We start from the raw sequence: 26,167 nt of genomic DNA, 5'->3' as shown, positions 1-26,167 counted from the left end.
GCGCGGAACCGAGGGAAAGTCAGGAAGCGCTTGCCCCGCGGTACTTCCTGCGGGACCAACAAGTTCGGACCTTCTTGGGCGCAGTACCGGAAAAGTATGCCCATCAATGGATGCCGATCCGATCACGCGAGTTCCGAACTGATCAACAACACATCTATAGTGCCGTCGTTGCGACTCCCTTCCCCGCGTGCCCGCTCCCGAGAGTCTGGTTGATGTCGGCGTCACCCTCCCCCTTCCGTCCTGCCCTGACCGCCTCGCTGCTGACCGCCGCCGCAGGCGGTGCGCTCGCCGTGGCCTCCGTCGCCGCGGCACCCGGCGGAGTTCGCGCCCCGCTCGGCTGGTTCGCCGTCTGCGGCGTCCTGCTGCTCTCGGCCGCGGCCTTCGCCGTGACCTGGTACGGGCGGACCTCGCGCGTACTCGCCAGGCGGGCCGAGACCCTCGCCACCGACGCCGCCTCCAAGGACGCGTACGTCGCCCGGTTCACGGCCAGCGCCGAGCGCGAGACGGCCACCCTCAAGGACCGCCACGAGGCGGAGACCGCCGCCGCCCGAGCGGCGCACGCGGCCCGGTCCGAGGAGATGGCCCGCTCCCACGCGGCCGAGATCGCCGTGCTGGTTCGGGAACACTCCGCCGAGACCGCGCGGCTCGAGACCCGGCTGCGCCGCGCCGAGTCCGGCCGGTCCGCCGCCATGGCGGCCGCGGCCAACGCCGCCGGCCGCATGCAGGCCCTCGCGACGAGCATGCTCGCCGACCTCCGGGAGATGGAGCACCGGCACGCCGACGAGGACGTCCTGACCGACCTGCTCCACCTCGACCACCGCACCGCGCAGGCGGGCAGGCTCGCCGACTCCGTCGCCGTCCTCAGCGGGGCCAGGTCCGGCCGGCGCTGGGCCCGCCCCATCGTCATGGAGTCGATACTCCGCGGCGCCATGGGCCGGATCAGCGGCTACCAGCGGGTGCGGCTGCATTCCAGCAGCGACGCGGCCGTCGCCGGTCACGCGGCCGAGGGCGTCATGCACGCCCTGGCCGAACTCATGGACAACGCCGCGAACTTCTCGCCGCCGACCGCCGAGGTCCATGTCTACGTCGAGGAGGTCCCGGCCGGCGTCATCATCGCCATCGAGGACAGCGGCCTCGTGATGAGCGACGTGCAGCAGCGCCGCGCGGAGGCCGCCGTGGGCTCCGCGCCGCAGGACCTGGCCGGCCTCTCCGGCACCCGCCTCGGCCTCGCGGTCGTCGGCCGGCTGGCGCGCAAGCACGGCCTCACCGTGTCGTTCCGCCCCTCCGCGCGAGGCGGCACCGGCGCCCTGCTGATGCTGCCGCAGGAACTGATCAGCCACGCACCCGCGGAGGCGGCGGCCACGCCCGAGGACACGCTGCCGCCGGTATCCGGCCGCGGCGTGTCCGCGCCCGCCACGACCGGCGCCGCGACCGGCGCCCGCGACGCGGGCCCCGAGCCCGAGACCGTGCACGACAGCGCGGCCGAGAGCACCGGCGAGCACCCGCGGTTCGGCGAGAGCGGCCTGCCCCAGCGCCGCCGCGGCCGGGCCATGGCCGCCGCCCACCCCGAGGGACCGCAGGCCACCGGGAAGCCTTCCGCCGAAGCGCCCCGCACCGGCGCGGCCGCGGGCGCGGCGAACCGGTTCGGCACGTTCCGCCGCGCGGTCCGCGGCACCGCCGCCCGGCCGGAGGACGAGCCCGAGGGCAGCCCCGCGGCGGAGGTCCCGTCAGCCGCCGACGACCGTCCCGGCTCCCCCGCCACGTCCGCCGCGGACGACCGTCCCGGCTCCCCCGCCGTACCCACCGACCCGGCCGGCCCGGCGTCCGCTCCGCGGACGCCGTCGCCGACCTCGAACCCCCCGTACCCGGAAGGCACCTCGTAATGACCGGCTCCACCACCGACGAGAAGCTCAGCTGGCTCCTCGAGGGCCTGCTGGAACGCACCCCGGGCACCCGGCACGCCCTGGTGCTCTCCCGTGACGGCCTCAAGCTCTGCCGCACCCCCGAGCTCTCCGTCGACCAGGCCGACCAGCTCGCCGCGATCGCCGCCGGCATCCAGAGCCTGTCGCACGGTGCGTCCGTGGAGTTCGGCGACGGCACCGGCGGGGTCCGCTCCGCGATCGCCGAGTTCTACGGCGGCATCCTCTTCATCGTGGAGGCCGGCGAGGGCGCCCACCTCGCGGTCGTCGCCGACGAGGACGCCGACGCCGGCCTCGTGGGCCACAACATGTCCGAGCTGGTGGAGCAGTTGGGCGAGCACCTGGTCGCGAGGCCCCGGGGATGAGCCGCGGCAGGCCGGGCCGGGACGACTCCCCCGACCGGCTCTACACCCTGACCGGCGGCCGCAGCCGCGCGGGGTCCGACGCCTTCGACCTGGTGACCCTGGTGGTCTCCGAGAGCGACCCGGTCCCCGGCATGCAGTCGGAGCACGCCGCGATCCTGCGCATGTGCCGGTACCCCACCGCGGTGGTGGAGGTCGCGGCCGGGCTCGGACTGCCGGTGTCGATCACCCGGATCCTCCTGGCCGACCTGCACGACACCGGCCGGATCAGCGCCCGGCATCCCCGTGCGTCGTACCGCCTTCCCGATCACGACATCCTGGAGCAGGTGCTCGTTGGACTCCGTAACCTCTGAACAGCGCCAGACCCTGCAGAGCACCGCCGACAACGGACTGAAGATCGTCGTCGTCGGCGGATTCGGAGTCGGCAAGACCACCCTCGTCCGCTCGGTCAGCGAGATCCGTCCGCTGAACACCGAGGAGACGATGACGCAGGCGGGCGAGGACGTCGACGACACCGCCGGGGTCTCCGCCAAATCGGCCACCACGGTGGCCTTCGACTTCGGCAGGATCTCGCTCGACGCCCACAACGTCCTGTACCTGTTCGGCGCGCCCGGCCAGGAGCGGTTCTGGTTCCTGTGGGACCGGCTGTTCTCCGGGACGCTCGGCGCGGTGGTGCTCGTCGACACCCGCCGGCTCGCCGACTCCTGGTACGCCATCGACCGCCTGGAGCACCACGGGACGCCGTTCGTCGTCGCCTGCAACGACTTCGGCGGTCCCGCCCACACCCCCGACCAGATCCGCGGGGCCCTCGACCTCGCCGACGAGGTTCCGCTGGTCTTCTGCGACGCCCGGTCGCGCGAGTCCAGCAAGCAGGTCCTCATCTCGCTCGTCGAGCACCTGCGGACCGTCGTCGCCCCGGCCACGCGGCCGGTCCCGCAGCCGATCCCGGAGCCCACCCCGTGACCCTCCCCGAGCATCCGCCCGTCCCCCTGAGCGGGCCGCGCTTCCAGACCGACCCGACCGAGCTGTACCGGCAGATCCGGCGCGAGCACGGGGCCGTGGCCCCCGTCGTGCTGGACGGCGGCATACCGGCCTGGCTGGTCCTCGGCTACCGCGAGCTCCACCAGGTCACCAGCGACCCGGTCCTCTTCTCCCGCGACTCCGATCTGTGGAACCAGTGGGAGGCCATTCCGGCGGACTGGCCGCTACTGCCGATGATCGGCCGCAAGCAGCCGTCCATCCTCTACACCGTCGGCGAGCGGCACCGCGAACGCGCGAACGTCATCTCCTCGGCCCTGGAGGGGATCGACCCGTTCGTGCTGAAGGAGCGGGCCGAGCGCTTCGCCGACGAGCTGATCGACGTGCTGTGCGGCAAGGGGAGCTGCGACATCATCGCCGAGTACGCGATGCTGCTGCCGGTACGCGTCCTCGCCAGCGTCTACGGCTTCTCCGAAGAGCAGGGGCCGGGGCTCGTCACGGCCCTGAACGACATGATCAACGGCCAGGAGGGGGCGCTGGAGGGTCAGCGCCATCTGGCGGAGTCCATGGTCGCCCTGCTCGCCGCGAAGGCGGAGGAGCCTGGCGACGACGTGGCCTCCCGGATGCTGGGCAACACCGCCGGCTTCACGGTCGAGGAGGTCGCCCAGGACCTCATGGTGATGCTGGCCGCAGGCCATCAGCCCACCGCCGACTGGATCGGCAACTCGCTGCGGCTGATGCTCACCGACGACCGGTTCGCCGCCTCGTTGTCCGGCGGCCGGCACAGCGTCGGCGAGGCGATGAACGAGGTCCTGTGGGAGGACACCCCCACCCAGAACGTCGCCGGTCGCTGGGCCTCGCGCGACACCCACCTCGGCGGGCGCCGCATCGGCCGCGGCGATCTGCTGCTGCTCGGCCTGGCCGCCGCCAACTCCGACCCGCACGTGCGCGCCGACGCGGGCCGGCTCACCGGCGGCAACAACGCCTACCTGTCCTTCGGCCACGGGGAGCACCGCTGTCCCTTCCCCGCGCAGGAGGTCGCCGAGACCATCGCCCGTACGGGGATCGAGGTGCTGCTCGACCGGCTGCCGGACGTCGACCTCGCGGTCCCCGCGGCCGACCTCGCCCGCCGTCCCTCGCCCTGGCTGCGCGGACTCACCGCGCTCCCCGTGACCTACACCCCGACCCCCGCCCTTGGAGCCATCGGATGACCTGCCCGCACGCCCACGCCGCGTCCGCCGCCGACGCCATCGCCCTGGACCCGTTCGTCACCGACCTCGACGGCGAGAGCGCCCGGCTGCGGGCCGCGGGCCCGCTGGCCCGTGTCGTCCTGCCCGGTGGCGTGGCCTGCTGGGCCGTCACCCACCACGCGGAGGCGCGGCGGCTGCTCACCGACGCCCGTGTGGTCAAGGACATCGAGGTCTGGGGTGCCTGGCAGCGCGGCGAGATACCCCTGGACTGGCCGCTGATCGGCCTCGCGAACCCCGGCAGGTCGATGCTGACGGTCGACGGCGACGAGCACCGGCGGCTGCGCACGCTGGTCGCGCAGGCGCTGACCGCGCGCCGGGTGGAGCGGCTGCGTGAGGGCATCGAGGCCCTGACGACGGGCATGCTGGACCGGCTCGCGGAGCGCCCGGAGGGTGAGACCGTCGACCTGAAGGCGGAGTTCGCCTACCCGCTGCCGATGAACGTGGTCAGCGACCTCATGGGCGTCGACCCGGTCGACCACCCGCGGATGAAGGCCCTGTTCGAGAAGTTCTTCTCGACGCAGACGCCGCCCGAGGAGGTGCCGCAGATGATGGCGGACCTGGGCACGCTGTTCGCGGGGATCGTGGCGGGCAAGGTCGAGAAGCCCGGTGACGATCTGACGAGCGCGCTGCTCGAGGCGTCGGAGGGCGGCGACCGGCTCACCACGGAGGAGATCACCAACACCCTCCAGCTGATGGTGGCGGCCGGGCACGAGACGACGATCAGCCTCATCGTGAACGCCGTCGTGGCCCTGGAGACCCACCCCGAGCAGCGTGCCCTGGTCCTCTCCGGTGAGGTGCCGTGGGCGAACGTGATCGAGGAGACCCTGCGCTGGTCGACGCCGACCTCGCACGTGCTGATCCGCTTCGCCACCGAGGACATCGAGGTGGGCGACCGGGTCCTGCCCAAGGGCGAGGCCCTGATCGTCTCGTTCGGCGCGATCGGCCGGGACGAGGAGCAGCACGGCCCGACGGCGGGCTCGTTCGACGTGACGCGTACGCCGAACCGTCACATCTCCTTCGGTCACGGCCCGCACGTCTGCCCGGGCGCCGCCCTCTCCCGCCTGGAGGCGTCGGTGGCCCTGCCCGCCCTGTACGCGCGTTTCCCGGGGCTGCGTCTCGCCGTCGCCCCCGAGAAGCTGCGCAACAAGCCGGTGGTCACGCAGAACGACCTGTTCGACCTCCCGGTCGTGCTGGCCTGACGGCCGCGCCGAGGGGGAGGGAGCCCGGCAGCCCGGCAGCCGGGTTCCCTTCCCCGGGCGGAGAACGCTCCGCCCTCCACGCCCGTGGCCCGGGCCCTTCGTGAAGTCCGAGGTCTTGGGTCAGTCGAGTTCCCTCGGCCCGTAGTGGGCGGCCTCCGCTCCTGTCTGCAAGGCCCAGTAGCGGTCTCCGTACGACCAGTGCCACCACTCCGTGGGGTAGTTGACCAGGCCGGCAGCGGACAGCGCGGTTCCCAGGATGTCCCGATGGCAGCGGGCCTCCTCGCCGATGCCGTCGGCCCGGGTGTAACAAGCGCCCGCGCTCTCCTCCGGAGAGGCGTTCATACGGGTGCCCATGTCGAGCTCGCGCCCCGCGTCGTCGGCGAGCGTCAGGTCGACGGCCGCTCCGGCGCTGTGCGGGGCGATCTCCGGCGGGGACACGTAGCGGCTGGCTGCCGACCGGATGCGCTCCGCGGCCCATTCCGGATGCTCGGCCCGCAGTCGGGCCGCGTACTCGTCGAAGTAGTGACGTTGCAGGGCCGGCGGGCGGTACCCCTCGACGTACAGCAAGCGCATTCCCCGGGGCAGCTGCGCCTGCGCGGTGAGCAGTCGGTCGAGCACGCCTTCCCGCAGATGGACGAAGGCGCCTGCGGAGTCCTGCGACTTGCGCTGGTCGACCAGCAGGGCGCCGCCTCGTCGCACGTCCACGAGCCGTTCACCACACTCCCGGACCGGTACGGCTGCGACCTTCGGGTCGGACATCAGAACGATCTCAGTCATGAAGTGATCATCTCCCGACCCGGACGGAACGACGCACAACCGATGCGTCTTGAGCGGCTGCCTCCCTACGCCGGAGCCTGAAGAGGCACAGAGCATCCGCCCGCACACCAGGCACGGTCCGGAGAACCCGCACCCATCCGAACCGGCCAGGGCACCGAATCACCCATGGGCACGCTTCGCACGACCCGTGTGCGGACGCCCCGTGACGCGAGGGGGAACGAATGGACCGGCGAACCGTCGCGGTCGTCGGGTCGGGCGTGGCCGGCCTGACAGCCGCTCATGTGCTGTCGCGGACCTATGACGTGGTGCTCTACGAGGCGGACGCCCGGCTCGGCGGGCACGCACACACCCATGAGCTGCCGACCCGGGAAGGCGGCACCGTACGCGTGGACACCGGCTTCATCGTCCACAACGAGCGGACCTACCCGCAGCTGCTGCGGCTCTTCCGCGAGCTCGGCGTCGCGACCCAGGACGCCGAGATGAGCATGTCCGTACGGTGCGACGGCTGCGGTCTCAACTATGCGGGTGCCCGTGGCGCCCGTGGCCTGCTCGGCGGCGGCAACCTCCGCCGCGGCCGTCATCTGAGGATGCTCACCGACGTACCGCGCTTCCACCGGGCGGCCCGCCGGCTGCTCGCCGCCGCGGACGACAGCCAGACCTTCGGCGCGTTCCTGGCACGCGGCGGGTTCTCGCCGTACTTCGTCGGCCACTTCGCCGTCCCGCTCGTCTCCGCCGTGTGGTCCTGTGCTCCCGACACCGCACTGCTGTACCCGGCGGCCTATCTCTTCCGGTTCCTCGACCACCACGGGCTCCTCTCCACCACCGGCTCGCCGCAGTGGCGAACCGTCACGGGAGGATCCGGTGCGTACGTCGAGAAGGTGGCCAAGCAGCTTGCCGACGTCCGCACCGCCACCCCGGTCCGCGCGATCGAACGAGGCACGGACCGGGTCCGCGTCACCACCGAGGACGGCGAGTCCGAGACCCACGCGGCCGTGGTCGTCGCCGTCCACCCCGACCAGGCCCTGCGGATGCTCGCCGACGCCACCCCCGACGAGCGCCGGGTCCTCGGCGCGTTCACGTACTCCCACAACCCCACCGTGCTGCACCGGGACACCAGCGTGCTGCCGGCCGGGCCCCATGCCCGGGCCTCGTGGAACTACTGGCTCCCCTCCTGCGACGCGCGCCCCGGGGCGGTCAAGGTCACCTACGACATGAACCGGCTCCAGCGCCTCCCGGTGGACGAGCCGCACCTCGTCACCCTCAACGCGGACGGCCGCGTCGACGAGAGCACGGTGCTCGCCCGCATGGTGTACGAGCACCCCGTCTACACGCCCCGCTCCGTCGCCGCCCAGCGCGAACTGCCCGGCCTCGCCACGTCCGTGACCGCCTTCGCGGGCGCCTACCACGGCTGGGGGTTCCATGAGGACGGCTGCCGTTCCGGAGTCGAGGCGGCCCGCGCTCTGGGGGTGACCTGGTGACCACCACCCGCGCCGCGCCCGCCACGGCGACCGCGCCCACCTCACCTGTCGTGCCGGCTCTCTACCCCTGCGAGGTCGCCCACACCCGCGTCAAGCCCGTGCGCCACAGCCTGCGGCAGCGCACGTACCTGTGGCTGGTCGACCTCGACGCCCTGCCCCGCCTCCCCCGCGTCCTGCGCCCGCTCGCCCGCTTCGACGCCCGCGACCACTTCGGCGGCCGGGCCCCCACCCTCCGCGCGGGCCTCGACGCCTACCTCGCGTCCCAGGGCGTACGGAACGCCGACGGACGGGTGCTGATGCTGGCCCACGCGCGCGTGCTCGGTCACGTCTTCAACCCGCTCACCCTGTACTGGTGCCACGACACGAGCGGCAGCCCCGTCTGCGTCGTCGCCGAGGTCCACAACACGTACGGCGGTCGGCACTGCTACCTCCTGCGGCCCGACGCCTCCGGACGCGCCGATGTCGCCAAGGACTTCTACGTCTCCCCGTTCTTCGACGTCGAAGGCTCCTACCGGATGCGGCTGCCGCTGCCCGGCGAGCGCCTCGACGTCACCGTCCAGCTGCGGCACGGCGACGGAAGCCGGCCGCTGACCGCCACCGTCCGCGGCCACCGCCGGCCCGCCGACACGCGCGGTCTGCTCACCGCGGCGCTGCGCCACCCGTGGTCGACCGCCGCCGTCAGCGCCGGCATCCGTTGGCACGGGATCCGCCTGTACCTCAAGGGACTTCCCGTCCGCCCCCGTCCCGTCCCGCCCACCCGAGAAGGCATGCTGTGACCGTCTCCGTCCCGCCGGCCGCCCCCAGCGTCACGAACCTCGGCCACCCGCCCGTCGATCCGGAGCGCTGGCCCGACGTCGCCCGCCTCCCGCGCGCCTCGGCCCTGCGTACGGCCATCGCCAGGCGGATACTCGCCCGTGCCTTCGCCCGGCTGCCGCTACGAACGCACCACGGCGGCCCGCCCGGCTCCGTACCCCGCCCCACGACCGGAGAAGCCGGAACCGTACCCCGCCCCGCCCCCGGAGGAGCCGGCTCCGCAACCCGCCCCGCTACGGGCGAGGCCGCCGCCGGCAGAGTCGGCCCACCCACCCTGACGCTGCACGACCCGGCCGCCTTCCACCGGCGGATCGGCTCCGACGGGCTGATCGGCTTCGGCGAGGCGTACATGGCCGGCGAGTGGGACAGCGACGACCTCGTGGGCCTCCTCACCGTGCTCGCCACCCACGTGGACGAGCTCGTACCGGCACCGCTGCGGCGGCTCCGGGGCGCCTGGGTCCGCCGCCGCCCGGCCCACGACCGCAACACCATCGAAGGCGCACGCGACAACATCCACCGGCACTACGACCTGTCGAACGACCTGTTCGCCCGCTTCCTCGACCCGAGCATGACCTACTCCTCGGCCGTGTTCGACACCCTCCCCGCCACGCCGGACGCGTTCACCGCGTCGCAGCACCGCAAGATCGACCGCCTCCTCGACCTGGCCGGCGTGGGCCGGGGGACCCGGCTCCTGGAGATCGGCACCGGCTGGGGCGAACTCGCGATACGCGCCGCGTCCCGGGGCGCCGACGTCCTGACCGTCACGCTCTCCGAGGAGCAGCGCGCGCTCGCGCTGCGCCGGATCGCCGAGGCCGGCCTGTCGCACCGGGTACGCGTCGAACTGCGCGACTACCGGCAGGTCGACGGCCGGTACGACGCCGTGGTCAGCGTCGAGATGATCGAGGCCGTCGGCGCCGAGTACTGGCCCACGTACTTCGACGCCCTGCGCCGCGTCCTCGCGCCCGGCGGGGCCGTCGCCCTCCAGACCATCACGATGCCGCACGAGCGGATGCTGCACACCGCCCGTACCCACACCTGGATCAGCAAGTACGTGTTCCCCGGCGGCCTCATCCCGTCGCCGGACTCCCTCGTCCGCGAGAGCGCCGCCGCCGGCCTGCGCATCACCCACGACACCGGCTACGGGGCGCACTACGCCGAGACGCTCCGACTCTGGCGGGAGACGTTCGTCCAGGAGTCGGCGGCGGTCGGCGCCCTGGGCTTCGACCGGGTCTTCCAGCGCATGTGGGAGCTGTACCTGGCCTATTCCGAGGCAGGCTTCCGCGCGCACTACCTGGACGTCCGCCAGCTCCGCCTCGTCGCCTCCGATGCCGCCGATGCCTCCGGGGTGCCTGGGGCGCCCGGGATGCCCGGGGCACACGAGATGCCCGGGCCGCACGGGATGCCCGGGACGCTCCGATGAACGCGTCCGCGCTGGCGGTCAATCTGGCCGCCTCGGCCGGAGCGGCCCTCGCCGTCATGCTGGTGACCTTCGCGATCGCCTCGGTGAAGGGCGTCCACCGGATCGTCGACGTCGCCTGGGGTCTCGCGTTCACCGCCGTCGCCGTCGTCACCTGGGCGCTCTCCGCCGGGTACGGGGACGACGGACGGAGACTCGCCGTGACCCTCGCGACCAGTCTCTGGGGGCTGCGACTCGCCTTCCACATCGCCCGCCGGGGCCGTGGCCACGGCGAAGACCCCCGCTACGCGAAGATGCTCGCCCGGGCCCCCGGCCACCCGGCGCTCTACGCGCTGCGCACCGTCTACCTCCTCCAGGGCGCCCTCGTCTGGCTCGTCTCCCTGCCCGTCCAGGCCGCGGCCTACCTGCCCGAAGGACCGGACCCCCTGCTCGTGCTCGGCCTCGTGCTCTGGGCGACGGGCCTCGGCTTCGAGACGGTCGGGGACCATCAGCTCGCCCGCTTCAAGTCCGCCCCCGCCAACCGGGGACGGATCATGGACCGGGGGCTCTGGAGCTGGACGCGGCATCCCAACTACTTCGGGGACTTCCTGGTCTGGTGGGGGCTCTATCTGACCGCCTGCGCGGACTGGCGGACCGCGCTCCTCGTCCTGGTGTCACCGCTGGTGATGAGCGCCCTGTTGATCTGGGGCAGCGGCAAACGCCTCCTGGAGGCCCACATGGCGCAGCGCTCGGGCTACGCGGCCTACGCCGCCCGCACGAGCGGCTTCCTGCCCCGCCCGCCCCGCCGTACCGCGCGCAGGACCGAGGCCCGATGACACCCGACGCCGCCCGACCGGTCCCGGCCTCACCCGGGTCTCCCGCCACGGAGTCCCTGCGGCGGGAGACATGGCGGGGGGCACGGCAGGAAGCGGGGAGCGCGGGACGTCGGGAACGGCGGAGGCTGTGGGGCGCGGGACGGCGGGGCGGCGCATCGGCTCGTCTCGTCGTACGCAGCGCGCCGACCGTCCCCGCCGCAGCCGTGCTCCTGCTGCACGGCGGCCGCTCCGAGGGCCTCGGGCCGCCACCCCTCGTCGACCTGGCCGCCCTGCGCATGCGCCCGTTCGCGACCGCCGTCGCCCGTGCGCTCTCCGACCGCGACGTCCTCGTCGCGGAGGTCCGCTACCGGCACCGGGGCTGGAACGGCGCACGCCGCGACGCGGCCCTCGACGCGGCGGCGGCGCTCGTGCTCCTGCGAGAGCGGGCCGGGCGGATCCCCGTCGTCCTCATCGGCCACTCGATGGGCGGCCGCGCGGCGCTGAGCGCCGCCGGCGACCTGATGGTGCGCGGTGTGGTGGCCCTGGCGCCCTGGTGCCCACCGGGAGAACCCGTCGAGCACCTCGAGGGACGCACGATCCACGTCCTGCACGACGAGGCCGACCGGATCACCTCCGCCCGGGAGTCCTGGGACTTCGTGCGGCGGGCCCGGGCGGCGGGCGCCGAGGCGGTCGGGATCCCGATGCCGACCGGAGGGCACGCGATGCTCCACGGCGCCGTCCACTGGCACCGTCGCACTGCCGCACTCACCGCGGCGCTGCTGTCGCGGGCGGAGTCAGGGGGCTGAGCCCGGCGGGGAGGGCCGGGTTGAGACGTGAGTGGGTGGCAGGGGCAGGGGTCGACGCGGGCGGGGGGGCAGCACAGGCCGCGTCGAGCCGCCGCGCGGATCGGGCCGACGCGCGGATGGGGCCGACGCGCGGATGGGGCCGACGCGCGGATGGGGCCGACGCGCGGATGGGGCCGTCGCGCGGATCCGGCGGCCCTGCGGAATCGGCGCCCCGCCGCACTCGGCGGGCTTCCGGCCGCCGTCCGGGCTCACCCGACGCCGAACGAGGTGTCCGCCCTGTGCCGGACAGTGCCGCCCTGTGCCGCCCTGTGCCGGCCGGTGTCGGCCGGTGTCGGCCGGTGTCTGGCTCGCGGTGGAGCCCCGCCTCCAGGGAATGAGCGGGCGGCTCACCCGAGGCGAAGGCGACCACGTCCGACGCGGTACGGGCCTCGTCCCCAGGCGCCGCCGGGCCGATTCCCGTACCACCTCATCTCGCGACCACGGCGCAACCGGGGAGGCCTCAAGGCTCCGGGCTGCGGCCCCGAGGTCCCGCCGCGCTCCGCGTCGGTCATGCCTCCCTCCCCGCCGCGGCGTGTTGCACAAACGATGCGAGCGATGCGTGACGCTGCGAGGGAGGCTCGCGGTCCGGGGGACCCCCAGAGCACGCGTCCGAGGTGACCGCTCCATGCCCTTCTCGTTTGCACAGGCATGCAGTCCCACGACACCTTCCCGAGCACCGACATACCGCACTCCGCGCCCCCTCGCCCCGGCCGGAGCGACGCCGAGGCGGCGCTCGTCGAGCACTATCCACGGCTCGTCCGGCTCGCCCACCTGATCCTTCCGCCCTCCCTCGGCAGACACCGCCGGGTGCTCGCCGCGCACGCGCTCGTGCAGAAGTCCCTCGCGACGGCGGGCCCGTCACGCCCCGCTGCAGCACCCGGCCCGACGGTTCCCGCGCAGCGCGGCGAGCCGGGACCCGTCCTCGCCTGGCTGCGGCAAGGCGTCGTGGCCGCCGCGCTGCGCGCGGCCGCCCGCCCCCGGTGGTCCCTCGGGCGGACCCCGCTCCCCACCGTCCTGGGACTGCGGCTCTTCCCCGGGGCCGGCGGCGACGACGAGCTCGCGCTGGAATCCGCACTGGCCACGGCGACCCCGGAGGTACGGGCCGCCTTCGCCCTGCGCGTCCTCGAAGGACTCACCGCGCGGTCCGCCTCCCGTCTCCTGGCCACGGCGGGCGTAGCAGCGCCTGACGAGGCCCTCCGCGACGCCGAACGCTTCCGCTCCACCGTCGGCGCCGATGCCGAATCGCTCCTGCACGGCACGGAGTTCGACCCCTGCACCGTGCAGGCACGGCCGACGGACCTGCTGCGCCGCCGGCATCGCACACGACTCACCGCCTTCGTTGCCGCCCTCCTGCTCGCCGGGTCCGCGACCGCGGCGCTCACCCTGCGGTCCGACCCGCCCCCACCGCCCGTGTCGTCGCAGCCCCTCACGGCCCTCGCCGCCGCGTCGGCGCGCGCGGCCGACCCCGAGCTCCTGCTCCGCGCCCCCGCCGACCGATGGTCCGACACCGCCCGCGTCGACCTGACCCAGTGGCCCGCTCGGGGGGCCGGGACCGGCGACAAGGCCCTGCTGTCCCGCGCCCTCGACGCCTGGGCGCGGGGCACCGGCGCCCCGACCGACGTCCGGCTGACCGTCACGCCGGGCACACCGACGAGCCCGCCCGCCGCACCGGCCCAACTGCTCTTCGCCGGCCCGGTCGACGGCTCCGCCGTGGTCCTCCTGCACGCCGACGACCGGATCGTCCGGTACGCCGAGCCGCTCATCGGCCGGGGCGGTGCGGTCCTCGAACTGGCCCGGGCCGACGACGCCGACGTGACCACCGGCGCGGCCGTGGCGGTGAGCAGGACCCTACTCGGAGCACGGTTCCTGCTCGCTCCCTGGATCGACGAGAGCGCGGTGCGGGACCTGCTGCGGCCCGACGTGCCCGCCCGGCGGCTGGCCGTGTCCGAAGACGGCGTCACCGACCCCGTACCGCAGGCGCCGGGCGACTGCCGCCAGGTACCCGCCCTGCAGGTGCGGTCCTCCACCCGGATCGTCGAGGACCACTCCTTCCTCCTTGCGGACCTCGGGGAGCTCAGCCCCACGCACCTCACGTGGACCCCGGCACCGGGGACGGGAGCCCCGGCTCGCCAGCCGCGGGAGGCGACGTCGGCGGCGGGCCTCGCGGCCTGGGCCCGCTCGGCCTGCGAGCTGCCCGGGCTGCGGGGAACCGGCGTACGTGCAGTGAACCGGTGGGAGTTCGCCCGCCAGACCCTCCCGGAGCGGGCCGGACGCGTCACCTGGACGTGCACGCGCGCGGAGCACTGGGACGGGCGCGGCCGCGTGGCGGTGGCGTGGGAGGGGCCGGACGTACGCGGCCGGCCGGTGCGGGTGCCGGGCCCGGCGCCCGAGGACACGGCGGCGTGCAGTCGCTTCGGCCAGCACCTGCTGGCCGGCACGTACTGGACGGCGCCGTCCGGGACCCGCTACTACCTCGCCGCCGGCAGTCGCGCGGTGACCGCGATCACCGCCCGGGGTCCCGTCTCCGCCACCGTACGAGGGCAGGGCCTGGCGGTCCGCACGAACGCGGCCGGCGAGGTACGCCTGACCGGCACGGTGCCCGGTTCCGGCGCTCTGCGGGGCTGGGGAGAGACGGAGCGGGAATCCGGCGGATCGTGACGTGAGGCACGGCTCGCGTGGCGCGCCGCACAACGGCGCAGCTCGCGGTCACGGGGTGGGCACGGCGATCAGGCGTGCTCCCCCGCGACGCACGCCGTGCCTCCCGATGACCGCCATCACTGCCGCTGGATCGCCCCGGGCGGGGGCTGATGTCCCGCGCCCGGCACCAGGACCGGTGTTGCCCCGGCCGCTGGTCGGCGGCGGGGGAAGAGCCCGAGCAGGAGGGGATCCCGCGCCCCGGCAGCCCTCGCGCGCCGCTGGAGCCCCTGGGTCAGCGAACCCATTCCTTGAGGACGGCGGCGACCTGCCGGACGTCGACCCGGCCTTCGGCTACCCGCTCGACGAGGTCGATGGCCTCTTCCGCCGTCACGTCGACCGGATACCCGCAGGCGTGCAGGTAGGCAGCCGCGACGACCACGCCGTACAGCTCGTTGGAGTGCTCGAGGGCCGGGACGCGAACGAGCTGTTCCAGCAGCGCGGCCGCGCGGTGGTGCGGGCGCTCGTAGACCGGGACGTCCATGACGCGGAAGGCGTGGCGGGCGCGAGCGGCCTCGAGTGAGCCCCAGTCGGAGATCTCGGGGTCGCCGGGGATCTCCTGCTGGGCGATTTCGAGCAGCCAGGAGAGATCGACGGTGAGTATCACGCGGAGGCCGGGCTCAGGCCGCGTCGGCGCCGGCGGGGCGGCCGAAGTGCTTCGCGAAGGCCTGACCGTGCTGGGCGACGAAGGAACGGGCGCCCTCGACGAAGCGTGCCCGGGTGAGGTCGGCGTCCAGCACCCGGCCCACGTAGTCCTCGGCGGGCACGTGCTTCTCGGCTGCGACACGCTCCAGCGCCTCGTACGCCTCGTCGCTGATCTCGATCCTGATTTCCCGCGCCATGAGGACCACGGTAGCGGCTGGCCGCCAGGTACGGCAGAGGAAGCGTCGCGATCCTCCACCGCGAACCCGACTCAGCCCCCGAGAGCACCGCCACCGACCGCGCGGTCCCGAGGCCCCGCACCACCCGGTCGGTCTCCCTTGACGGCGCGCGAAGAGGCCCGGATCCACCTTCAGTTCACCTCGAAGGGCGGCAACCGTAAGGGGCGGCCGGTACGGTGCGTACCGTGGACATACCCGACTGGTTCGTGTGGATCATTCTCGGCCTGGCCGTCCTGCAGGTCCTCGGCCTTGTTCCCGTCGTCCGCCGGATGCGCGGAGCTGATCCGGCGGTACGCTCCTCGGCGCGTTGGGACCTCGTGGATGCCGTGGGCAACCTGCTCGCTTTCGGCGCTCTGATGCTGAGCCTGGTGGTGGCGGATTCCTGGTTCCGGCTCGCCCTCGCCGGTTTCGCGATCATCGCCGCCACGTACGCCATCAAGGGCGTCCGGCACCTGCGCGCCCGCCGCCTCACCACCGGATCGTGAAGACCGGTCACGACGGCACGTGCCCTCGACTGGCTGGTGTCTGTCCGTCGATCCCGCGGTCGTCCGCGCCCACCGGCACGGCTCGGCGCGGGGAGTCCGGTGTCCTGGTCGGTCCGCCGTGTCCCGCAGGGGATGATGGGGGTGGAAAGACGGAACACGAGGTCAGGAGCCTCCATGGCGAAGCGGGTTCACCAGCCCCGTGAGGACGCGGAGTTCGACTTCATCCTCAGAATGAGCGCGGTCCCGGTCCTCGCGTACTTCACCGGGACATGGCCCAAGGCGATCGAGCCCTGCCGGGCGATGGACCTCGTCGTCGGTGGCGTCGCCGACGAGTACGCGGGCCGCCTCACGGCTGTCCGGACCGACATCACACGCTGTCCGGCGGCGACCGAGCGGTACGGGATCACCGGAGCCGCCTCCTACGTCCTGCTGAAGGACGGCGAGCCGGTGGCGCACGGCGCAGGGCCTTCGACCACCGCCGAGGTCCGGGCGTTCCTCGAAGGCCATCTCTGACAGCCGGCATCCTCGCCGGAGCGAGCGAAGGCTCCTCCGCCTTCAACGGATGCGGACGGAAGGCCGGTGCCGGTGTCAGAGGGCGCTGGCAGCATCGTCGTCATGGATGTCGTTCGTACCACCCCTCCACGACCGCTTGACGTCACCGCCGTCTTCCCCGGACTGGCCCCGCTGGCACGCACGGCGACCCGGCTGCACCCCCTTCCCGGTTCGCCCACGCCGCGCGACAGCTCCGTCGGCGGGCCACTGCTCTGGCCCGCCGACGAGCCGTGGCCGTACTGCGAAGGACCGCATGTGCGGGGAGGAAGGGTGATCCTCTCGCCGCAGGACATACGGGAGTTACGTCTCGGCCGGGCGGCGGCGGAGAGTCGGCGGGGCCGTGATCCCCAGGGGCCCTGGGTCACGCCCGAGGAGCTGGAGGCGGAGGAGCGGCTCCTGGCGGGCCGCCCGTGGCCCGAGGGCCCGATCGCCATGGTGCCCGTCGCTCAGTTGTACGTGCGCGACGTCCCCCTGCTGTGCCCGCCGGGGCAGTCGGGGGCCGATCTGCTCCAAGTCCTCTGGTGCCCCTTCGATCACTCGGAGCACCCCACCACCGCGGTGTTCTGGCGGACCGCCGCGACCGTGACGGACGTACTCGACGCACCACCCGAGCCGCCCGCGGTCCAGTTCGACGGCTACCTGCCGGAGCCGTGTGTGCTCGCGCCGGAGCAGGTCACCGAGTACCCCCACTCCATGGAGTTGAGCAAGGAACTACAGGAACAGGTGAGGGATCCGAGCAGGTGGGAGAAGGCCGGAGAGGCGTGGGACGGCGCGTACGCGGTCGCCCCGGAGGAGTTCTACGGGGACCATCTGTCCATCGCTCCCGGCTGGAAGGCGGGTGGCTGGACTCGCTGGGGCCTCACCGATCCCCTGCCCCGGGTCTGCTCCGAGTGCGGCACCGAGGCGGTGCCGCTGCTCACCATCGCGAGCACCGAATGGAGCTCGGGCAACGAGAGCTGGATCCCCGACGAGGAGCGGGCCCATCCCACGCCGCTCCTCCCCGGCACCCCTCCGGGGAACATCACCATGATCGTCATCGCAAGCGGCTACGACCTGCAACTCCACGTCTGCCCGGCATCCCCGGATCATCCGCACATCGAACTGATCCAGTGAGGAGGTTCCGCCGCTCGGCGTACACCACGACGTCGCCGCTGTCCGCCCAGCAGCCGGCGTCCGTCTCCTCGAACCCCCCGGCGACGGTGGCCCCGTCGGGCCGGGAGTCGGGGATGTCGAGCGCCGCCATCTCCTGCACCCGGTCGTCCGTGCCCGCTCCGGAGCGGGCCCCGCCCCGGAGCGCCCGCGGGGGGGGCCCCCCCGTGCGGAAGCGCCGGCCCCGGGTGCGCCGGCGCGGGGGGGGGCGGGGGGCGGGGTTTGCCCCCCCCCCCAACCCCCGCCCCGGGGCCCCCGGGCCCGCCCCCCGCGCGCCCACGGCCCAGTTCCACCGGCGGGAGGACAACCGAGATGCGATCGCGCCGTCCGCGGTTCCGCACGTCAGGGCGGGTCCGGCTCGCGGCCTCGACCGCGAACCTGCCGTTGCACACCGAACGGCCGCACCGGCTCGGACGCCGGCCGGGCCTGCCCGGCCGCATACACTGCGTCGGCGGGCCCCGGCGCCGACGGCCCGACGCGGATGCAGACCCGGCGGTCGACTCCAGCGCAGGTGCCGCCGCCGGGCCGTGGCGCAACCCCGGGGTATCCGTACCCGTACCGCACGCAGCTCAGGAGCCCGCCCATGCACCACTTCGATGTCGAGACGCTGACTCCGGGCCGGTGGCGCAACGGCGGCGGCGCGACCAGGGAAATCATCTCCCGGCCCGTAGGCGCCGAGGATTTCGGGTGGCGTGCGAGTGTCGCCGACATCGACCGGGAGGGGCCGTTCTCGACGTTCGCCGGGGTCGACCGGACGCTCACCCTGCTTGCGGGAGACGGCGTTCTCCTGACCAGTCCCGGGGTGTTCGAGCGGCTGCCGGCACGCACGGGCGAGCCGGTCCCGTTCTCCGGTGACCTCGCCCTCTCCGCCGAACTCCCCGGCGGCGGCTGCCGCGTACTGAACATCATGGTGCGGCGCGCGCACTGGACGGCTCGGGTGGAGCGGGTCGCCGTCCGGGTCGCGCCGCCACGGGGACACGCCGGGGTGTTCTACGTCCTGCGCGGCCGCTGGCAGCCCGGCGAGAACGGGCCTGTCCTGGCATCCGGCCAGGGTGTGTGGTGGGACGAGGACGACAGCGCGCCGGGAGAAGGGGTCACACCGCTCTCGCCCGACGCCGTGGCCCTGTGGGCGGATCTCACCCCGCTGGGGTGACGGTCCGCGAGCCCGGCGGTCGGCCGTCGGCAGCGGGGCACGTACGAACCTCAGGCCGGGCATTCTCTGTAACGTGACCATCCGCCGCGTGGAGCGACCACGCGCCCGGCCGGTCCGTACCCGGACCTCCGGCGGAGATTGGCGAGGCCGCGATGAGTGAACTGACGAAGCCCGAGATCGACCTTCCCGAGGGTGACCCGCCCACCGAGCTCACGATCCGGGACCTCGTCGTCGGGGACGGGGCCGAGGCCAAGCCCGGCAGAGTCGTCCGGGTTCACTACGTCGGAGTCGCCTTCGCATCGGGGAAGGAGTTCGACTCCTCCTGGGACCGCGACCAGCCCTTCAAGTTCGCCGTCGGCGGCGGCAGGGTCATCAAGGGCTGGGACCGAGGGATCAGGGGAATGAAGGTCGGCGGGCGCCGCGAGATCATCGTTCCCCCACGTCTCGGCTACGGCAAGCAGTCGCCCTCACCGCTCATCCCGGCCGGCTCGACACTCGTCTTCGTCGTCGACCTCCTCACCGTCGCAGCCTGAAACGAGGGAACGAGCTCGGACCCGCCTTCTCCACCCGCTGGAGAGGCGGCCTGCTCGGCCGTGCCGGACAGCCTGCGGCAGGTCGTTCCTCACCCGAGCCCGGCAACGGTGAACTCCCTTCCCCATCTGGCCGGTTACCGCACTACACCCTTCGAGCCCTCCGTACACTTCGCAGCGCTGTACCGCGCCTGCCGCCGAGTACGCGGTCCGACGGCGTGCTCCATGGGGACCGGCTCCCCGATCGCAGTACCTGGCCAATGGGGGAAAAGTGAACTGGTATCTCGAAGTTCTCAAGAAGTACGTGGTGTTCAGTGGACGCGCACGTCGCAAGGAACACTGGATGTTCTTCCTGTTCAACATCGTCGCGGTGATCATCGTCGCGACGGTCGACCTCGCGATCGGCACCTTCCCGCTGCTCTATCCGATCTACTTCCTGGCCGTGCTCCTGCCGCACCTGGGCGTGACCGTCCGCCGCCTGCACGACACCGGCCGGTCCGGCTGGTCGGTCCTCTTCGGTCTGATACCGGTGGTCGGCGGCATCATCCTGATCGTCTTCCTCGCCGGCGAAGGCGAGGAGCACCAGAACGCCTACGGTCCGAGCCCGAAGCCGGTCGCGGCCTACTGACGGTTCGCGTCCCTGCGCGCGGAGCCCCCGGAAGGGGTGCCCTTCCGGGGGCTCCGCGTGTGCGGCGAGACGGCGTCAGCCCTCGTCGAAGCCCCGGAAGGTCCCCGATCCGTCAGCGGCATCGGCGAAATCCGCGAAGTCCACGTTGGCGATGCTGAGGTTGGCCGAGATGTCAGGGAACCACCGAGCGGGGACCCTGAACGTTCTGCCGGGCTCGTCCGAGAGGTCCACGGCCAGGAGCGTGTGACCCGGGTCCTTCATCCTGGCCTCGTCCGCCAGGAACACGTAGACGATCTGGTCGTCCTCGTCCGCGGCGGCCTCCTCGGCCACCAGGTCCTGGACCCCCACGCCGGCGAACCGCGGCTCGCTGACGTACGTGGCATGGGGGTGATCGCCGGCCGCGTCGAGGGCGGCTCGGACCGCGCCCCAGGCTCCGTCGTCACCGAAATCGGCACGCAGAACCAGCGAGGTCAGATCATCGGGCTGAGGCAGAGGCATCTCGTGATCCTCTCACCTCGCGCTCACGACTCCTCGGCCACGGTGTCGGCGGAGGACGGGACCGCCCTCCTTCTGCGGTACACCACCACCCCGCAGACCACGAGGAGAAGGACTGCCACGGCGGACACCCCGAGGGCCGTCCGCTCGGCGAAAAGCCTTCCCAGCACTTCGAGCGCCCCGAGCCCCGCGGTCGCGTAGACCAGTGCCCAGGCCGCTCCGCCCACGAACAGGGCAGGGAGGTAGCGCGGCAGCGGCATGCGCATGCTGCCGGCGAGGAAGTTCGCGGCCGTCTGGAAGCCGACGGTCAGGAAGGAGACGGCCACCACCGGCGCGCCCCACCGCTGGATCGCCCGCTCCGCGCGCCCGAACTTCGCCGACGAGATCCGCCCGGCGAACCTGCTGCGCCGGGCACCGGCGCCGGCGAGCCACCCGACGGCGAACGTCCCTCCGGCGCGAAGCAGGACGATGACGTAGAGGGCTCCGGCCGTGAGCGCGATCTTATCCACGACGCCTCGTCCCGGGCACCGGGCCGGAGCCCCCGTCCCGTGCCACGCTCATGGGGCGTCCCGCTTCGCCGGGCGCACGACGGGCACAAGCCCGGTCACCGCTTCTCACCTGCGCCCCGCCTTTGTCCGATCCGTCCTCTGGGTCCCACCTGCAGCACAGGAACCCGACCCAGCACGCCTGGGTCCGCACGTCAGGCAAGGTCAGCCTAACCTAATGCCTCAACGGCGGATACAGTGCACCGGGCACCCATAAAGCGACCATGGAGCGACAGGCGTCGTCACGGTCACGGAGATCCGGTCCGCTCCCCCACACCCTAGGGCGCTGCCGCTGCGGCGGAGCCCTCGCCCCGGCCGGAACCGTGAGGCGCGAACCTCCCGGCCCCGGCGTGGCCGCTCGCCCGGCCGGGTGCGATGGCGTCTACTCGTGACGGACCCGTCGTGAGGGACCCGCCTGCCCGCCCTGGCGCCCGCGGTCACTGCCGCACCGGTCCTTCCGGCACGAACCACCCGAGAGAGGCCACGCGTTGAAGGTGATCCTGTTCGGGGCGTCCGGCATGGTCGGCCAGGGCGTGCTGCGCGCCTGCCTGGAGGACCCCGAGGTGACCGAGGTCCTCGCCGTGGCCCGCCGTCCGCTCGGTCGCACCGCCGCCAAGCTCCGCGAGGTCCTCCATGCCGACTTCACCGACCTCACGCCGATCGCAGACGACCTGGGCGGGGCCGACGCGTGTTTCTACTGCCTGGGCGTCTCCGCGGCCGGGCGCGACGCCGCCGAGTACGAGACCATCACCTACACCTACACGCTCGAGGCCGCCCGCGTGGTCGCCGCCGAGAACCCCGGGCTGACGTTCGTCTACGTCTCCGGCGAGGGCACCGACAGCACCGAACAGGGCCGCTCGGCATGGGCCCGTGTCAAAGGACGCACGGAGAACGCCCTCCTGGCCATGGACATGCATGCCTACGCCTTCCGGCCCGGATGGATCCAGCCCGTCCACGGCGAGACGTCGGGCACGCGCTGGTACCGCGTGATGTACCGCCTCACCTCATGGCTCTACCCGGTCATCCGCCGTGTGGCCCCGCGCTACGTGACCAGCACCGAGCAGGTGGGTCGCGCGATGCTCGCAGCCACCCGCCTCCACGGCGCCGGGCCCCACGTCCTGCGGACCGCCGAGATCAACCGGCTCGCGGCCTGACCGGGCCGAGGAACGAGGGACCACGAGGGGTGACCGTCTGCGGGCCGGTCCCCGGCGGAGGCCGCGGACCGGCCGGCCCTTCGCGAACGGCCCGCCCTTCGCGAACCGGCCGGCCCCTTCAGCCCTTGCTCAGCCGGGCGTGGAAGCGATGGGCGAGATCCGTCAGCTCCTCCGCGTTCCGCGCGGTCTGCTGGAGGTCGACGAGGACCTCGTCGGCCCCGGCCGCATGGGCGGCGAGGAGGTAGTCCGACACCTGCACGACCGTTCCCCGGTGCGGTACGGCGTCGCTCGGGGCCGCCTCGGAGGTCACCGCGGGGTTCACCCGGACGACGGTGCGCATGGCCTCGGGGTCACGTCCGTTCGCCTCCGCGATCTGCCGGATCCGGGCGATGACGTGGGCCAGTCGCGGCAACGGCATCGCTGCCCCCGCCCAGCCGTCCGCGCGGCGGCCGATGCGTTCCAGCGTGGCCGGGGCGAAGCCGCCCAGGAGCACCGGCGGGCGGGGACGCTGGACGGGGAGCGTCCCGATGTGCGCGCTCGGGATCTTCCAGAGAGCCCCGTCGTGCTCGGCCGTCGAGCCGGACCAGACGTGGTCCAGGACGTCCAGGATCTCCTCCAGCCGTGCCCCGCGTCCCCGCCACGGCACACCGATGGCCTCGTACTCGTCGGACGACCACCCGAGCCCGAAGCCGATGTCGAGCCGCCCCTCACTGAGGATGTCGACGGAGGTCAGCGAACGGGCCAGCAGGAGCGGCGAGTAGAAGGGTGCGTTCAGCGTGCTGGTCCCGAGTCGCAGCCGTCGGGTGGCGTGCGCCAGGAAGGACAGGGTGACGATGGGGTCGAGGAAGGTGCGGTGCTCCTTCGGCGCGTGACCGCCGCCGGGGTACCGGTCACGGGGCTCGGTCGGGACGAGGGCCCGGTCGCCCACCCACAGGCTGTCGAAGCCGATCGCTTCGACCGTGGCGGCGAACTCCGAGATCACCGCGGGCTCGGTGAACAATCCGTACTGGGGGGATCCGAGGCCGATCTTGAGCATGTGCGTCACCTGTTCGAGGAATCGCCGTGGTCCGTTCTGTTCCGTTCTCGGGTCACCTTGCCGAACCCGGATCGACATCCGCTCAACGGCTGGTGAATGCGCTGGTCAGCACTCGCTCCCCGACAGCTCGGCGGTGCGCCTCGTGTGTCGGATGTTTGCCCGTGGGGCGCCGTGGAAGAGTTGAATCCGACGACCGGCCGGCCGCGTCGCGGCCCGGGCGGCCGGACCTCCTCGACGCCACGCCTCGAACGGGAGTCACTCCTTGCGCCTCTACGCCCAGACACCCACACGTCGGAACCTCCAGGTGCTCGTGGACCTGATCGCCGTGGCCCTGATCGCCGTCGCGGTGTGGGCGGCCCTCGTCGTCCGCGAGACGATCATGCTGCTGGCCGAACCGGGGCGCAGGGTGGAGAGTTCCGGTGACCGCCTCGCCGAGGGGCTCGGCAACGCGGGAGACGCGGCGTCGGGTGTGCCGCTCATCGGCGGCGTCCTGAAGAAGCCCCTCGAAGCCGCGGCCGACGCCGGCGCCGGCTTCTCCGACGCGGGAGTGTCGCTCCAGGAGACCGTCAGCCAGGTCGCCAACGTGGTCACGACGGCTCTGATCGTCATCCCGGTGTTCTTCGTCCTGCTGCTCTGGCTCCCGCCGCGTCTCCTCTGGATCCGGCGCAGCAGCACCCTGCGTCGGCTCGCCGAGGCTCCCGGCGGTGCCGACCTGCTGGCCCTGCGCGCGCTCACCGGTCCTCCGGGCGCCCTCGCCAAGGTGCCGGTCCCGCCGGGCGGATGGGCCGACGCCTGGCGTCAGGGTGACCGGGAAGCCATCGCCGACCTCAGCGCGGTCGCTCTCCAACGCATCGGGCTACGGCCCTGAGCAGGCGTGGGAGTAATGGGCCGGGGCGCCCCCGCCGGTGACGGTGCCGCACGTCGGCCGTGGTAAAGGTGCGCGTGCGTCACACGGCGGCGCTCGATGCCTCCGCGCGGCGGGCCGCCGGGAGGGAGGAAGCGGCGGCGGAGATGACCTCGTCGAGGACGTCCCGGGAGCGGATCAGGTCCGCGATCGTGCGGTCGATGCGTTCGCGTTCCGCGTGCAGCTCCTCGACCAGCCTCGGTGTCGCGATCTCGCTCGGTGCGCCGTCCGTGTCCCGCATGCAGGGCAGCAGCCGCGCGATCTTCTTGCTGGTGAGCCCCGCCGCGTACAGCGCCTGGATGCGGATGACCCGGTCGACCGCCCATTCGCCGAACTCCCGCTGTCCTCCGGGCGTTCGCTCGGACGCGAGCAGGCCTTGCGCCTCGTAGTAGCGCAGCGACCTGTCGCTCACCCCGCTGCGCCGAGCGAGTTCACCGATCCGCATTCCCCACCCCGATCGCCGATTGCGGCCTTGCACCTGACACCAGTGTCAACTTTTACCGTACGGGCATGACGAACGCACCGGTTGAATCCCGCCTCTTCGAATCCGCCGTCCTCGGCCCGCTGGAACTCCCCAACCGCCTGGTCATGGCGCCGATGACCCGTAATCGCGCGACGGCCGACGGCGTCCCGCTGCCCCTCATGGCCACCTACTACGCCCAGCGCGCCTCGGCCGGCCTGATCATCGCCGAGGCCTCGACGCCGAACGCCGTCGGACAGACGTACCCGAACATCACCGCCATCCACAACGACGCCCACGTGGTCGGCTGGCGGCAGGTCACCGACGCCGTGCACGCCGCCGGTGGCCGGATGTTCCTCCAACTGCAGCACGGCGGCCGGGTCGGTCACCCCGACAACAGCGGGCTCACGCCCGTCGCACCCTCGCCGATCCCCCTGCCCGAGCCGATCCACACCGCGCGCGGCAGCCGCACCGCCGTCGTCCCGCGCGAGATGACCGTGGAGGAGATCCGCTCCACCGTCGCCGACTTCGCCGCCGCGGCCCGCAAGGCCGTCGACGCGGGCTTCGCCGGTGTCGAGGTGCACGCCGCCAACGGCTATCTGCTGCACCAGTTCCTCGCCAAGGGCACCAACCGCCGCTCCGACGCGTACGGCGGATCTGTCGACCACCGCATCCGCTTCGTCGTGGAGGTGGTCCGGGCCGTCGCCGACGCCGTCGGCCCCGAGCGGGTGGGCGTGAGGATCGCCCCCGGCCTGACCGTCAACGGCATCGAGGAGGGCGACACCGAGGACATCTACCCCGCACTCGTAGCCGCCCTGAACGACATCGCCCCGGCCTACCTGCACCTCGTGTTCGCCGACCCGGACCAGCCGCTGTTCCACGCCATCCGAGAGGCCTGGCCTCGCACCCTCATCGCCAACCCGGTGCTCGGCTGGGGCCGGCCCCTGCCCGCCGACGGCGGACGGCACGCCGCCGAGCGGCTCCTCGCCTCCGGAGCCGATCTCATCTCCCTGGGCCGCCCCTTCCTCGCCAACCCCGACCTCGTCGAGCGGCTGCGGTCCGGCGCACCCGTCAACCCCGTCCGCGAGGAGGGTCTGATGTACACGGGCGGCGAGAACGGCTACACCGACTACCCGTACCTCCCGCGCATCAGGGCGGCCGTCGCCTCGCCGCCTGCCCACGCGGACCGCCTGTAGACCCGTGCTCCCCGCACTCCCCCGGTCCCCTGCTCCCGCTCCCCGCTCCCCGGGTTCCCGGCCCGGGCCGCCCGTCGGTCAGGCGACCTTCCCGCGCTCGGCCGCCTTCCGGGTCTTCACGCCGCCGGCGACGAGCGCCAGCCCCACGACGAGGATGCCGAGGTAGGCGGCGGACGGAAGGTCGACGACCTTGTGCAGCCAGCCCCACTCCGTGCCGAAGAGGGTCTGCGAGCCGAAGCTGACAAGCCCCTGGGCCCCTATGACGTAGCCGATGCTTTCGAGGGTGTATCCGATGGTTGTTCGCACGGATCAAGCCTCTCGCGGCGGCGCCGCAAGATCATCCTCCACAGGGCCGAGAACGCACTAGGCCAAAGGATGCAGTCGCTCGGTTCGATCAGGGTGTCCGCCCCACAGGAACCGGTGCCCGGTGACGGTTCGGCAGAAAAGGAGAGGCGACCGCGACGCCCCGTTGG

At 73.1% G+C, this 26,167-nt stretch carries 29 protein-coding genes; 21 read left to right on the top strand and 8 right to left on the bottom strand.

Annotated elements, in window-relative coordinates:
• Positions 1-212: 212 nt before the first annotated feature.
• From ACFQ79_RS05745 to ACFQ79_RS05720, 6 genes are read left to right on the top strand one after another with little or no spacing between them, the layout of a single operon-like run.
• Positions 213-1,883, top strand: a complete 1,671-nt coding sequence (locus ACFQ79_RS05745; RefSeq protein ID WP_383579563.1) for an ATP-binding protein — start codon at positions 213-215, stop codon at positions 1,881-1,883.
• Positions 1,883-2,284: a roadblock/LC7 domain-containing protein gene (locus ACFQ79_RS05740; protein ID WP_017236514.1), complete on the top strand. Its 402-nt coding sequence runs from the start codon at positions 1,883-1,885 to the stop codon at positions 2,282-2,284. The genes ACFQ79_RS05745 and ACFQ79_RS05740 overlap by 1 nt, the downstream gene beginning before the upstream one ends.
• Complete coding sequence (locus tag ACFQ79_RS05735) at positions 2,281-2,634, top strand: DUF742 domain-containing protein (protein WP_030317245.1); 354 nt, start codon at positions 2,281-2,283, stop codon at positions 2,632-2,634. Before ACFQ79_RS05740 ends, ACFQ79_RS05735 begins: the two co-directional genes overlap by 4 nt.
• A complete protein-coding gene (locus ACFQ79_RS05730) occupies positions 2,615-3,244 on the top strand; it encodes an ATP/GTP-binding protein (protein WP_383579562.1) in 630 nt (209 codons plus the stop codon). The genes ACFQ79_RS05735 and ACFQ79_RS05730 overlap by 20 nt, the downstream gene beginning before the upstream one ends.
• Positions 3,241-4,470 (top strand): cytochrome P450, encoded by a 1,230-nt coding sequence (locus ACFQ79_RS05725; protein WP_383579561.1) that lies wholly within the window; start codon positions 3,241-3,243, stop codon positions 4,468-4,470. The genes ACFQ79_RS05730 and ACFQ79_RS05725 overlap by 4 nt, the downstream gene beginning before the upstream one ends.
• Entirely contained in the window at positions 4,467-5,708 is a 1,242-nt protein-coding gene (locus ACFQ79_RS05720) for a cytochrome P450 (protein WP_383579560.1), read from the top strand. Before ACFQ79_RS05725 ends, ACFQ79_RS05720 begins: the two co-directional genes overlap by 4 nt.
• A gap of 120 nt (positions 5,709-5,828) precedes the next feature.
• Here the strand turns inward: ACFQ79_RS05720 and ACFQ79_RS05715 are convergent, their stop codons facing one another.
• The gene (locus ACFQ79_RS05715; RefSeq protein WP_383579559.1) at positions 5,829-6,485 is read right to left on the bottom strand and encodes a M15 family metallopeptidase; all 657 of its coding nucleotides are present in this window, start codon (positions 6,483-6,485) and stop codon (positions 5,829-5,831) included.
• 221 nt (positions 6,486-6,706) lie between these two features.
• Here ACFQ79_RS05715 and ACFQ79_RS05710 point away from each other — a divergent pair, with 221 nt between their 5' ends.
• The 6 genes from ACFQ79_RS05710 (at position 6,707) to ACFQ79_RS05685 (ending at position 14,490) form a co-directional block, all read left to right on the top strand.
• Positions 6,707-7,963 carry an NAD(P)/FAD-dependent oxidoreductase gene (locus tag ACFQ79_RS05710; protein WP_383579558.1) on the top strand — a complete coding sequence of 419 codons (1,257 nt, stop codon included), beginning with the start codon at positions 6,707-6,709 and terminating at the stop codon, positions 7,961-7,963.
• A 50-nt stretch (positions 7,964-8,013) separates the two neighbouring features.
• Positions 8,014-8,739 carry a DUF1365 domain-containing protein gene (locus tag ACFQ79_RS05705; RefSeq protein ID WP_383579643.1) on the top strand — a complete coding sequence of 242 codons (726 nt, stop codon included), beginning with the start codon at positions 8,014-8,016 and terminating at the stop codon, positions 8,737-8,739.
• Positions 8,736-10,196 (top strand): class I SAM-dependent methyltransferase, encoded by a 1,461-nt coding sequence (locus ACFQ79_RS05700; protein WP_383579557.1) that lies wholly within the window; start codon positions 8,736-8,738, stop codon positions 10,194-10,196. The genes ACFQ79_RS05705 and ACFQ79_RS05700 overlap by 4 nt, the downstream gene beginning before the upstream one ends.
• Positions 10,193-11,008 carry a DUF1295 domain-containing protein gene (locus tag ACFQ79_RS05695; protein WP_383579556.1) on the top strand — a complete coding sequence of 272 codons (816 nt, stop codon included), beginning with the start codon at positions 10,193-10,195 and terminating at the stop codon, positions 11,006-11,008. The genes ACFQ79_RS05700 and ACFQ79_RS05695 overlap by 4 nt, the downstream gene beginning before the upstream one ends.
• A 203-nt stretch (positions 11,009-11,211) precedes the next feature.
• Positions 11,212-11,793 (top strand): alpha/beta family hydrolase, encoded by a 582-nt coding sequence (locus tag ACFQ79_RS05690; protein ID WP_383579555.1) that lies wholly within the window; start codon positions 11,212-11,214, stop codon positions 11,791-11,793.
• Between the two features lie 687 nt (positions 11,794-12,480).
• The gene (locus tag ACFQ79_RS05685) at positions 12,481-14,490 is read left to right on the top strand and encodes a hypothetical protein (RefSeq protein ID WP_383579554.1); all 2,010 of its coding nucleotides are present in this window, start codon (positions 12,481-12,483) and stop codon (positions 14,488-14,490) included.
• Between the two features lie 271 nt (positions 14,491-14,761).
• Here the strand turns inward: ACFQ79_RS05685 and ACFQ79_RS05680 are convergent, their stop codons facing one another.
• Positions 14,762-15,133: a fic family toxin-antitoxin system, toxin component gene (locus tag ACFQ79_RS05680; RefSeq protein WP_383579553.1), complete on the bottom strand. Its 372-nt coding sequence runs from the start codon at positions 15,131-15,133 to the stop codon at positions 14,762-14,764.
• Positions 15,134-15,146: 13 nt separating this feature from the next.
• The gene (locus ACFQ79_RS05675) at positions 15,147-15,368 is read right to left on the bottom strand and encodes a hypothetical protein (RefSeq protein WP_383579552.1); all 222 of its coding nucleotides are present in this window, start codon (positions 15,366-15,368) and stop codon (positions 15,147-15,149) included.
• 224 nt (positions 15,369-15,592) lie between these two features.
• Here ACFQ79_RS05675 and ACFQ79_RS05670 point away from each other — a divergent pair, with 224 nt between their 5' ends.
• The 6 genes from ACFQ79_RS05670 to ACFQ79_RS05645 all read left to right on the top strand — a co-directional run bounded on the left by ACFQ79_RS05670 (position 15,593) and on the right by ACFQ79_RS05645 (position 19,904).
• Positions 15,593-15,892 carry a hypothetical protein gene (locus ACFQ79_RS05670; RefSeq protein WP_383579551.1) on the top strand — a complete coding sequence of 100 codons (300 nt, stop codon included), beginning with the start codon at positions 15,593-15,595 and terminating at the stop codon, positions 15,890-15,892.
• A 174-nt stretch (positions 15,893-16,066) separates the two neighbouring features.
• Positions 16,067-16,405 carry a thioredoxin family protein gene (locus ACFQ79_RS05665; RefSeq protein WP_383579550.1) on the top strand — a complete coding sequence of 113 codons (339 nt, stop codon included), beginning with the start codon at positions 16,067-16,069 and terminating at the stop codon, positions 16,403-16,405.
• Between the two features lie 102 nt (positions 16,406-16,507).
• Entirely contained in the window at positions 16,508-17,557 is a 1,050-nt protein-coding gene (locus tag ACFQ79_RS05660; protein WP_383579549.1) for a hypothetical protein, read from the top strand.
• 619 nt (positions 17,558-18,176) lie between these two features.
• Positions 18,177-18,746: a HutD family protein gene (locus tag ACFQ79_RS05655; protein WP_383579548.1), complete on the top strand. Its 570-nt coding sequence runs from the start codon at positions 18,177-18,179 to the stop codon at positions 18,744-18,746.
• A gap of 152 nt (positions 18,747-18,898) precedes the next feature.
• A complete protein-coding gene (locus ACFQ79_RS05650) occupies positions 18,899-19,279 on the top strand; it encodes an FKBP-type peptidyl-prolyl cis-trans isomerase (RefSeq protein ID WP_383579547.1) in 381 nt (126 codons plus the stop codon).
• 268 nt (positions 19,280-19,547) lie between these two features.
• Complete coding sequence (locus tag ACFQ79_RS05645) at positions 19,548-19,904, top strand: DUF805 domain-containing protein (protein WP_383579546.1); 357 nt, start codon at positions 19,548-19,550, stop codon at positions 19,902-19,904.
• 75 nt (positions 19,905-19,979) lie between these two features.
• Here the strand turns inward: ACFQ79_RS05645 and ACFQ79_RS05640 are convergent, their stop codons facing one another.
• Entirely contained in the window at positions 19,980-20,402 is a 423-nt protein-coding gene (locus ACFQ79_RS05640; RefSeq protein ID WP_383579545.1) for a DUF6924 domain-containing protein, read from the bottom strand.
• A 23-nt stretch (positions 20,403-20,425) separates the two neighbouring features.
• Positions 20,426-20,908: a DedA family protein gene (locus ACFQ79_RS05635; RefSeq protein ID WP_383579544.1), complete on the bottom strand. Its 483-nt coding sequence runs from the start codon at positions 20,906-20,908 to the stop codon at positions 20,426-20,428.
• A gap of 530 nt (positions 20,909-21,438) precedes the next feature.
• On the opposite strand from ACFQ79_RS05635, the gene ACFQ79_RS05630 reads away from it, so the two are divergent.
• Positions 21,439-22,098 carry an NAD(P)H-binding protein gene (locus tag ACFQ79_RS05630; protein WP_383579642.1) on the top strand — a complete coding sequence of 220 codons (660 nt, stop codon included), beginning with the start codon at positions 21,439-21,441 and terminating at the stop codon, positions 22,096-22,098.
• Positions 22,099-22,216: 118 nt separating this feature from the next.
• Here the strand turns inward: ACFQ79_RS05630 and ACFQ79_RS05625 are convergent, their stop codons facing one another.
• Complete coding sequence (locus tag ACFQ79_RS05625; protein ID WP_383579543.1) at positions 22,217-23,134, bottom strand: TIGR03619 family F420-dependent LLM class oxidoreductase; 918 nt, start codon at positions 23,132-23,134, stop codon at positions 22,217-22,219.
• A gap of 262 nt (positions 23,135-23,396) precedes the next feature.
• On the opposite strand from ACFQ79_RS05625, the gene ACFQ79_RS05620 reads away from it, so the two are divergent.
• Positions 23,397-24,002 (top strand): hypothetical protein, encoded by a 606-nt coding sequence (locus ACFQ79_RS05620; protein ID WP_383579542.1) that lies wholly within the window; start codon positions 23,397-23,399, stop codon positions 24,000-24,002.
• A gap of 79 nt (positions 24,003-24,081) precedes the next feature.
• On the opposite strand, the gene ACFQ79_RS05615 is transcribed toward ACFQ79_RS05620, so the two are convergent.
• A complete protein-coding gene (locus ACFQ79_RS05615) occupies positions 24,082-24,483 on the bottom strand; it encodes a MerR family transcriptional regulator (protein WP_383579541.1) in 402 nt (133 codons plus the stop codon).
• A gap of 65 nt (positions 24,484-24,548) precedes the next feature.
• Between ACFQ79_RS05615 and ACFQ79_RS05610 the strand changes: the two genes are divergently transcribed.
• Entirely contained in the window at positions 24,549-25,694 is a 1,146-nt protein-coding gene (locus ACFQ79_RS05610) for an alkene reductase (RefSeq protein WP_383579540.1), read from the top strand.
• A gap of 78 nt (positions 25,695-25,772) precedes the next feature.
• Here the strand turns inward: ACFQ79_RS05610 and ACFQ79_RS05605 are convergent, their stop codons facing one another.
• A complete protein-coding gene (locus ACFQ79_RS05605) occupies positions 25,773-26,000 on the bottom strand; it encodes a hypothetical protein (RefSeq protein ID WP_383579539.1) in 228 nt (75 codons plus the stop codon).
• Positions 26,001-26,167: the final 167 nt, after the last annotated feature.

It is taken from the genome of Streptomyces sp. NPDC056480 (assembly GCF_042795405.1).
In the GTDB taxonomy this organism is placed as follows: Bacteria; Actinomycetota; Actinomycetes; order Streptomycetales; family Streptomycetaceae; genus Streptomyces.
Note: the sequence above shows the minus strand (reverse complement) of the source record. Positions and strands in the feature narration are given on the sequence as shown.

Coding starts and splice junctions, on each gene's coding strand:
- ACFQ79_RS05745 (WP_383579563.1), top strand. CDS start 213: ATGTCGGCGTCACCCTCCCCCTTCCGTCCTGCCCTGACCGCCTCGCTG.
- ACFQ79_RS05740 (WP_017236514.1), top strand. CDS start 1,883: ATGACCGGCTCCACCACCGACGAGAAGCTCAGCTGGCTCCTCGAGGGC.
- ACFQ79_RS05735 (WP_030317245.1), top strand. CDS start 2,281: ATGAGCCGCGGCAGGCCGGGCCGGGACGACTCCCCCGACCGGCTCTAC.
- ACFQ79_RS05720 (WP_383579560.1), top strand. CDS start 4,467: ATGACCTGCCCGCACGCCCACGCCGCGTCCGCCGCCGACGCCATCGCC.
- ACFQ79_RS05715 (WP_383579559.1), bottom strand. CDS start 6,485: ATGACTGAGATCGTTCTGATGTCCGACCCGAAGGTCGCAGCCGTACCG.
- ACFQ79_RS05710 (WP_383579558.1), top strand. CDS start 6,707: ATGGACCGGCGAACCGTCGCGGTCGTCGGGTCGGGCGTGGCCGGCCTG.
- ACFQ79_RS05695 (WP_383579556.1), top strand. CDS start 10,193: ATGAACGCGTCCGCGCTGGCGGTCAATCTGGCCGCCTCGGCCGGAGCG.
- ACFQ79_RS05685 (WP_383579554.1), top strand. CDS start 12,481: ATGCAGTCCCACGACACCTTCCCGAGCACCGACATACCGCACTCCGCG.
- ACFQ79_RS05675 (WP_383579552.1), bottom strand. CDS start 15,368: ATGGCGCGGGAAATCAGGATCGAGATCAGCGACGAGGCGTACGAGGCG.
- ACFQ79_RS05665 (WP_383579550.1), top strand. CDS start 16,067: ATGGCGAAGCGGGTTCACCAGCCCCGTGAGGACGCGGAGTTCGACTTC.
- ACFQ79_RS05660 (WP_383579549.1), top strand. CDS start 16,508: ATGGATGTCGTTCGTACCACCCCTCCACGACCGCTTGACGTCACCGCC.
- ACFQ79_RS05655 (WP_383579548.1), top strand. CDS start 18,177: ATGCACCACTTCGATGTCGAGACGCTGACTCCGGGCCGGTGGCGCAAC.
- ACFQ79_RS05650 (WP_383579547.1), top strand. CDS start 18,899: ATGAGTGAACTGACGAAGCCCGAGATCGACCTTCCCGAGGGTGACCCG.
- ACFQ79_RS05640 (WP_383579545.1), bottom strand. CDS start 20,402: ATGCCTCTGCCTCAGCCCGATGATCTGACCTCGCTGGTTCTGCGTGCC.
- ACFQ79_RS05625 (WP_383579543.1), bottom strand. CDS start 23,134: ATGCTCAAGATCGGCCTCGGATCCCCCCAGTACGGATTGTTCACCGAG.
- ACFQ79_RS05615 (WP_383579541.1), bottom strand. CDS start 24,483: ATGCGGATCGGTGAACTCGCTCGGCGCAGCGGGGTGAGCGACAGGTCG.
- ACFQ79_RS05610 (WP_383579540.1), top strand. CDS start 24,549: ATGACGAACGCACCGGTTGAATCCCGCCTCTTCGAATCCGCCGTCCTC.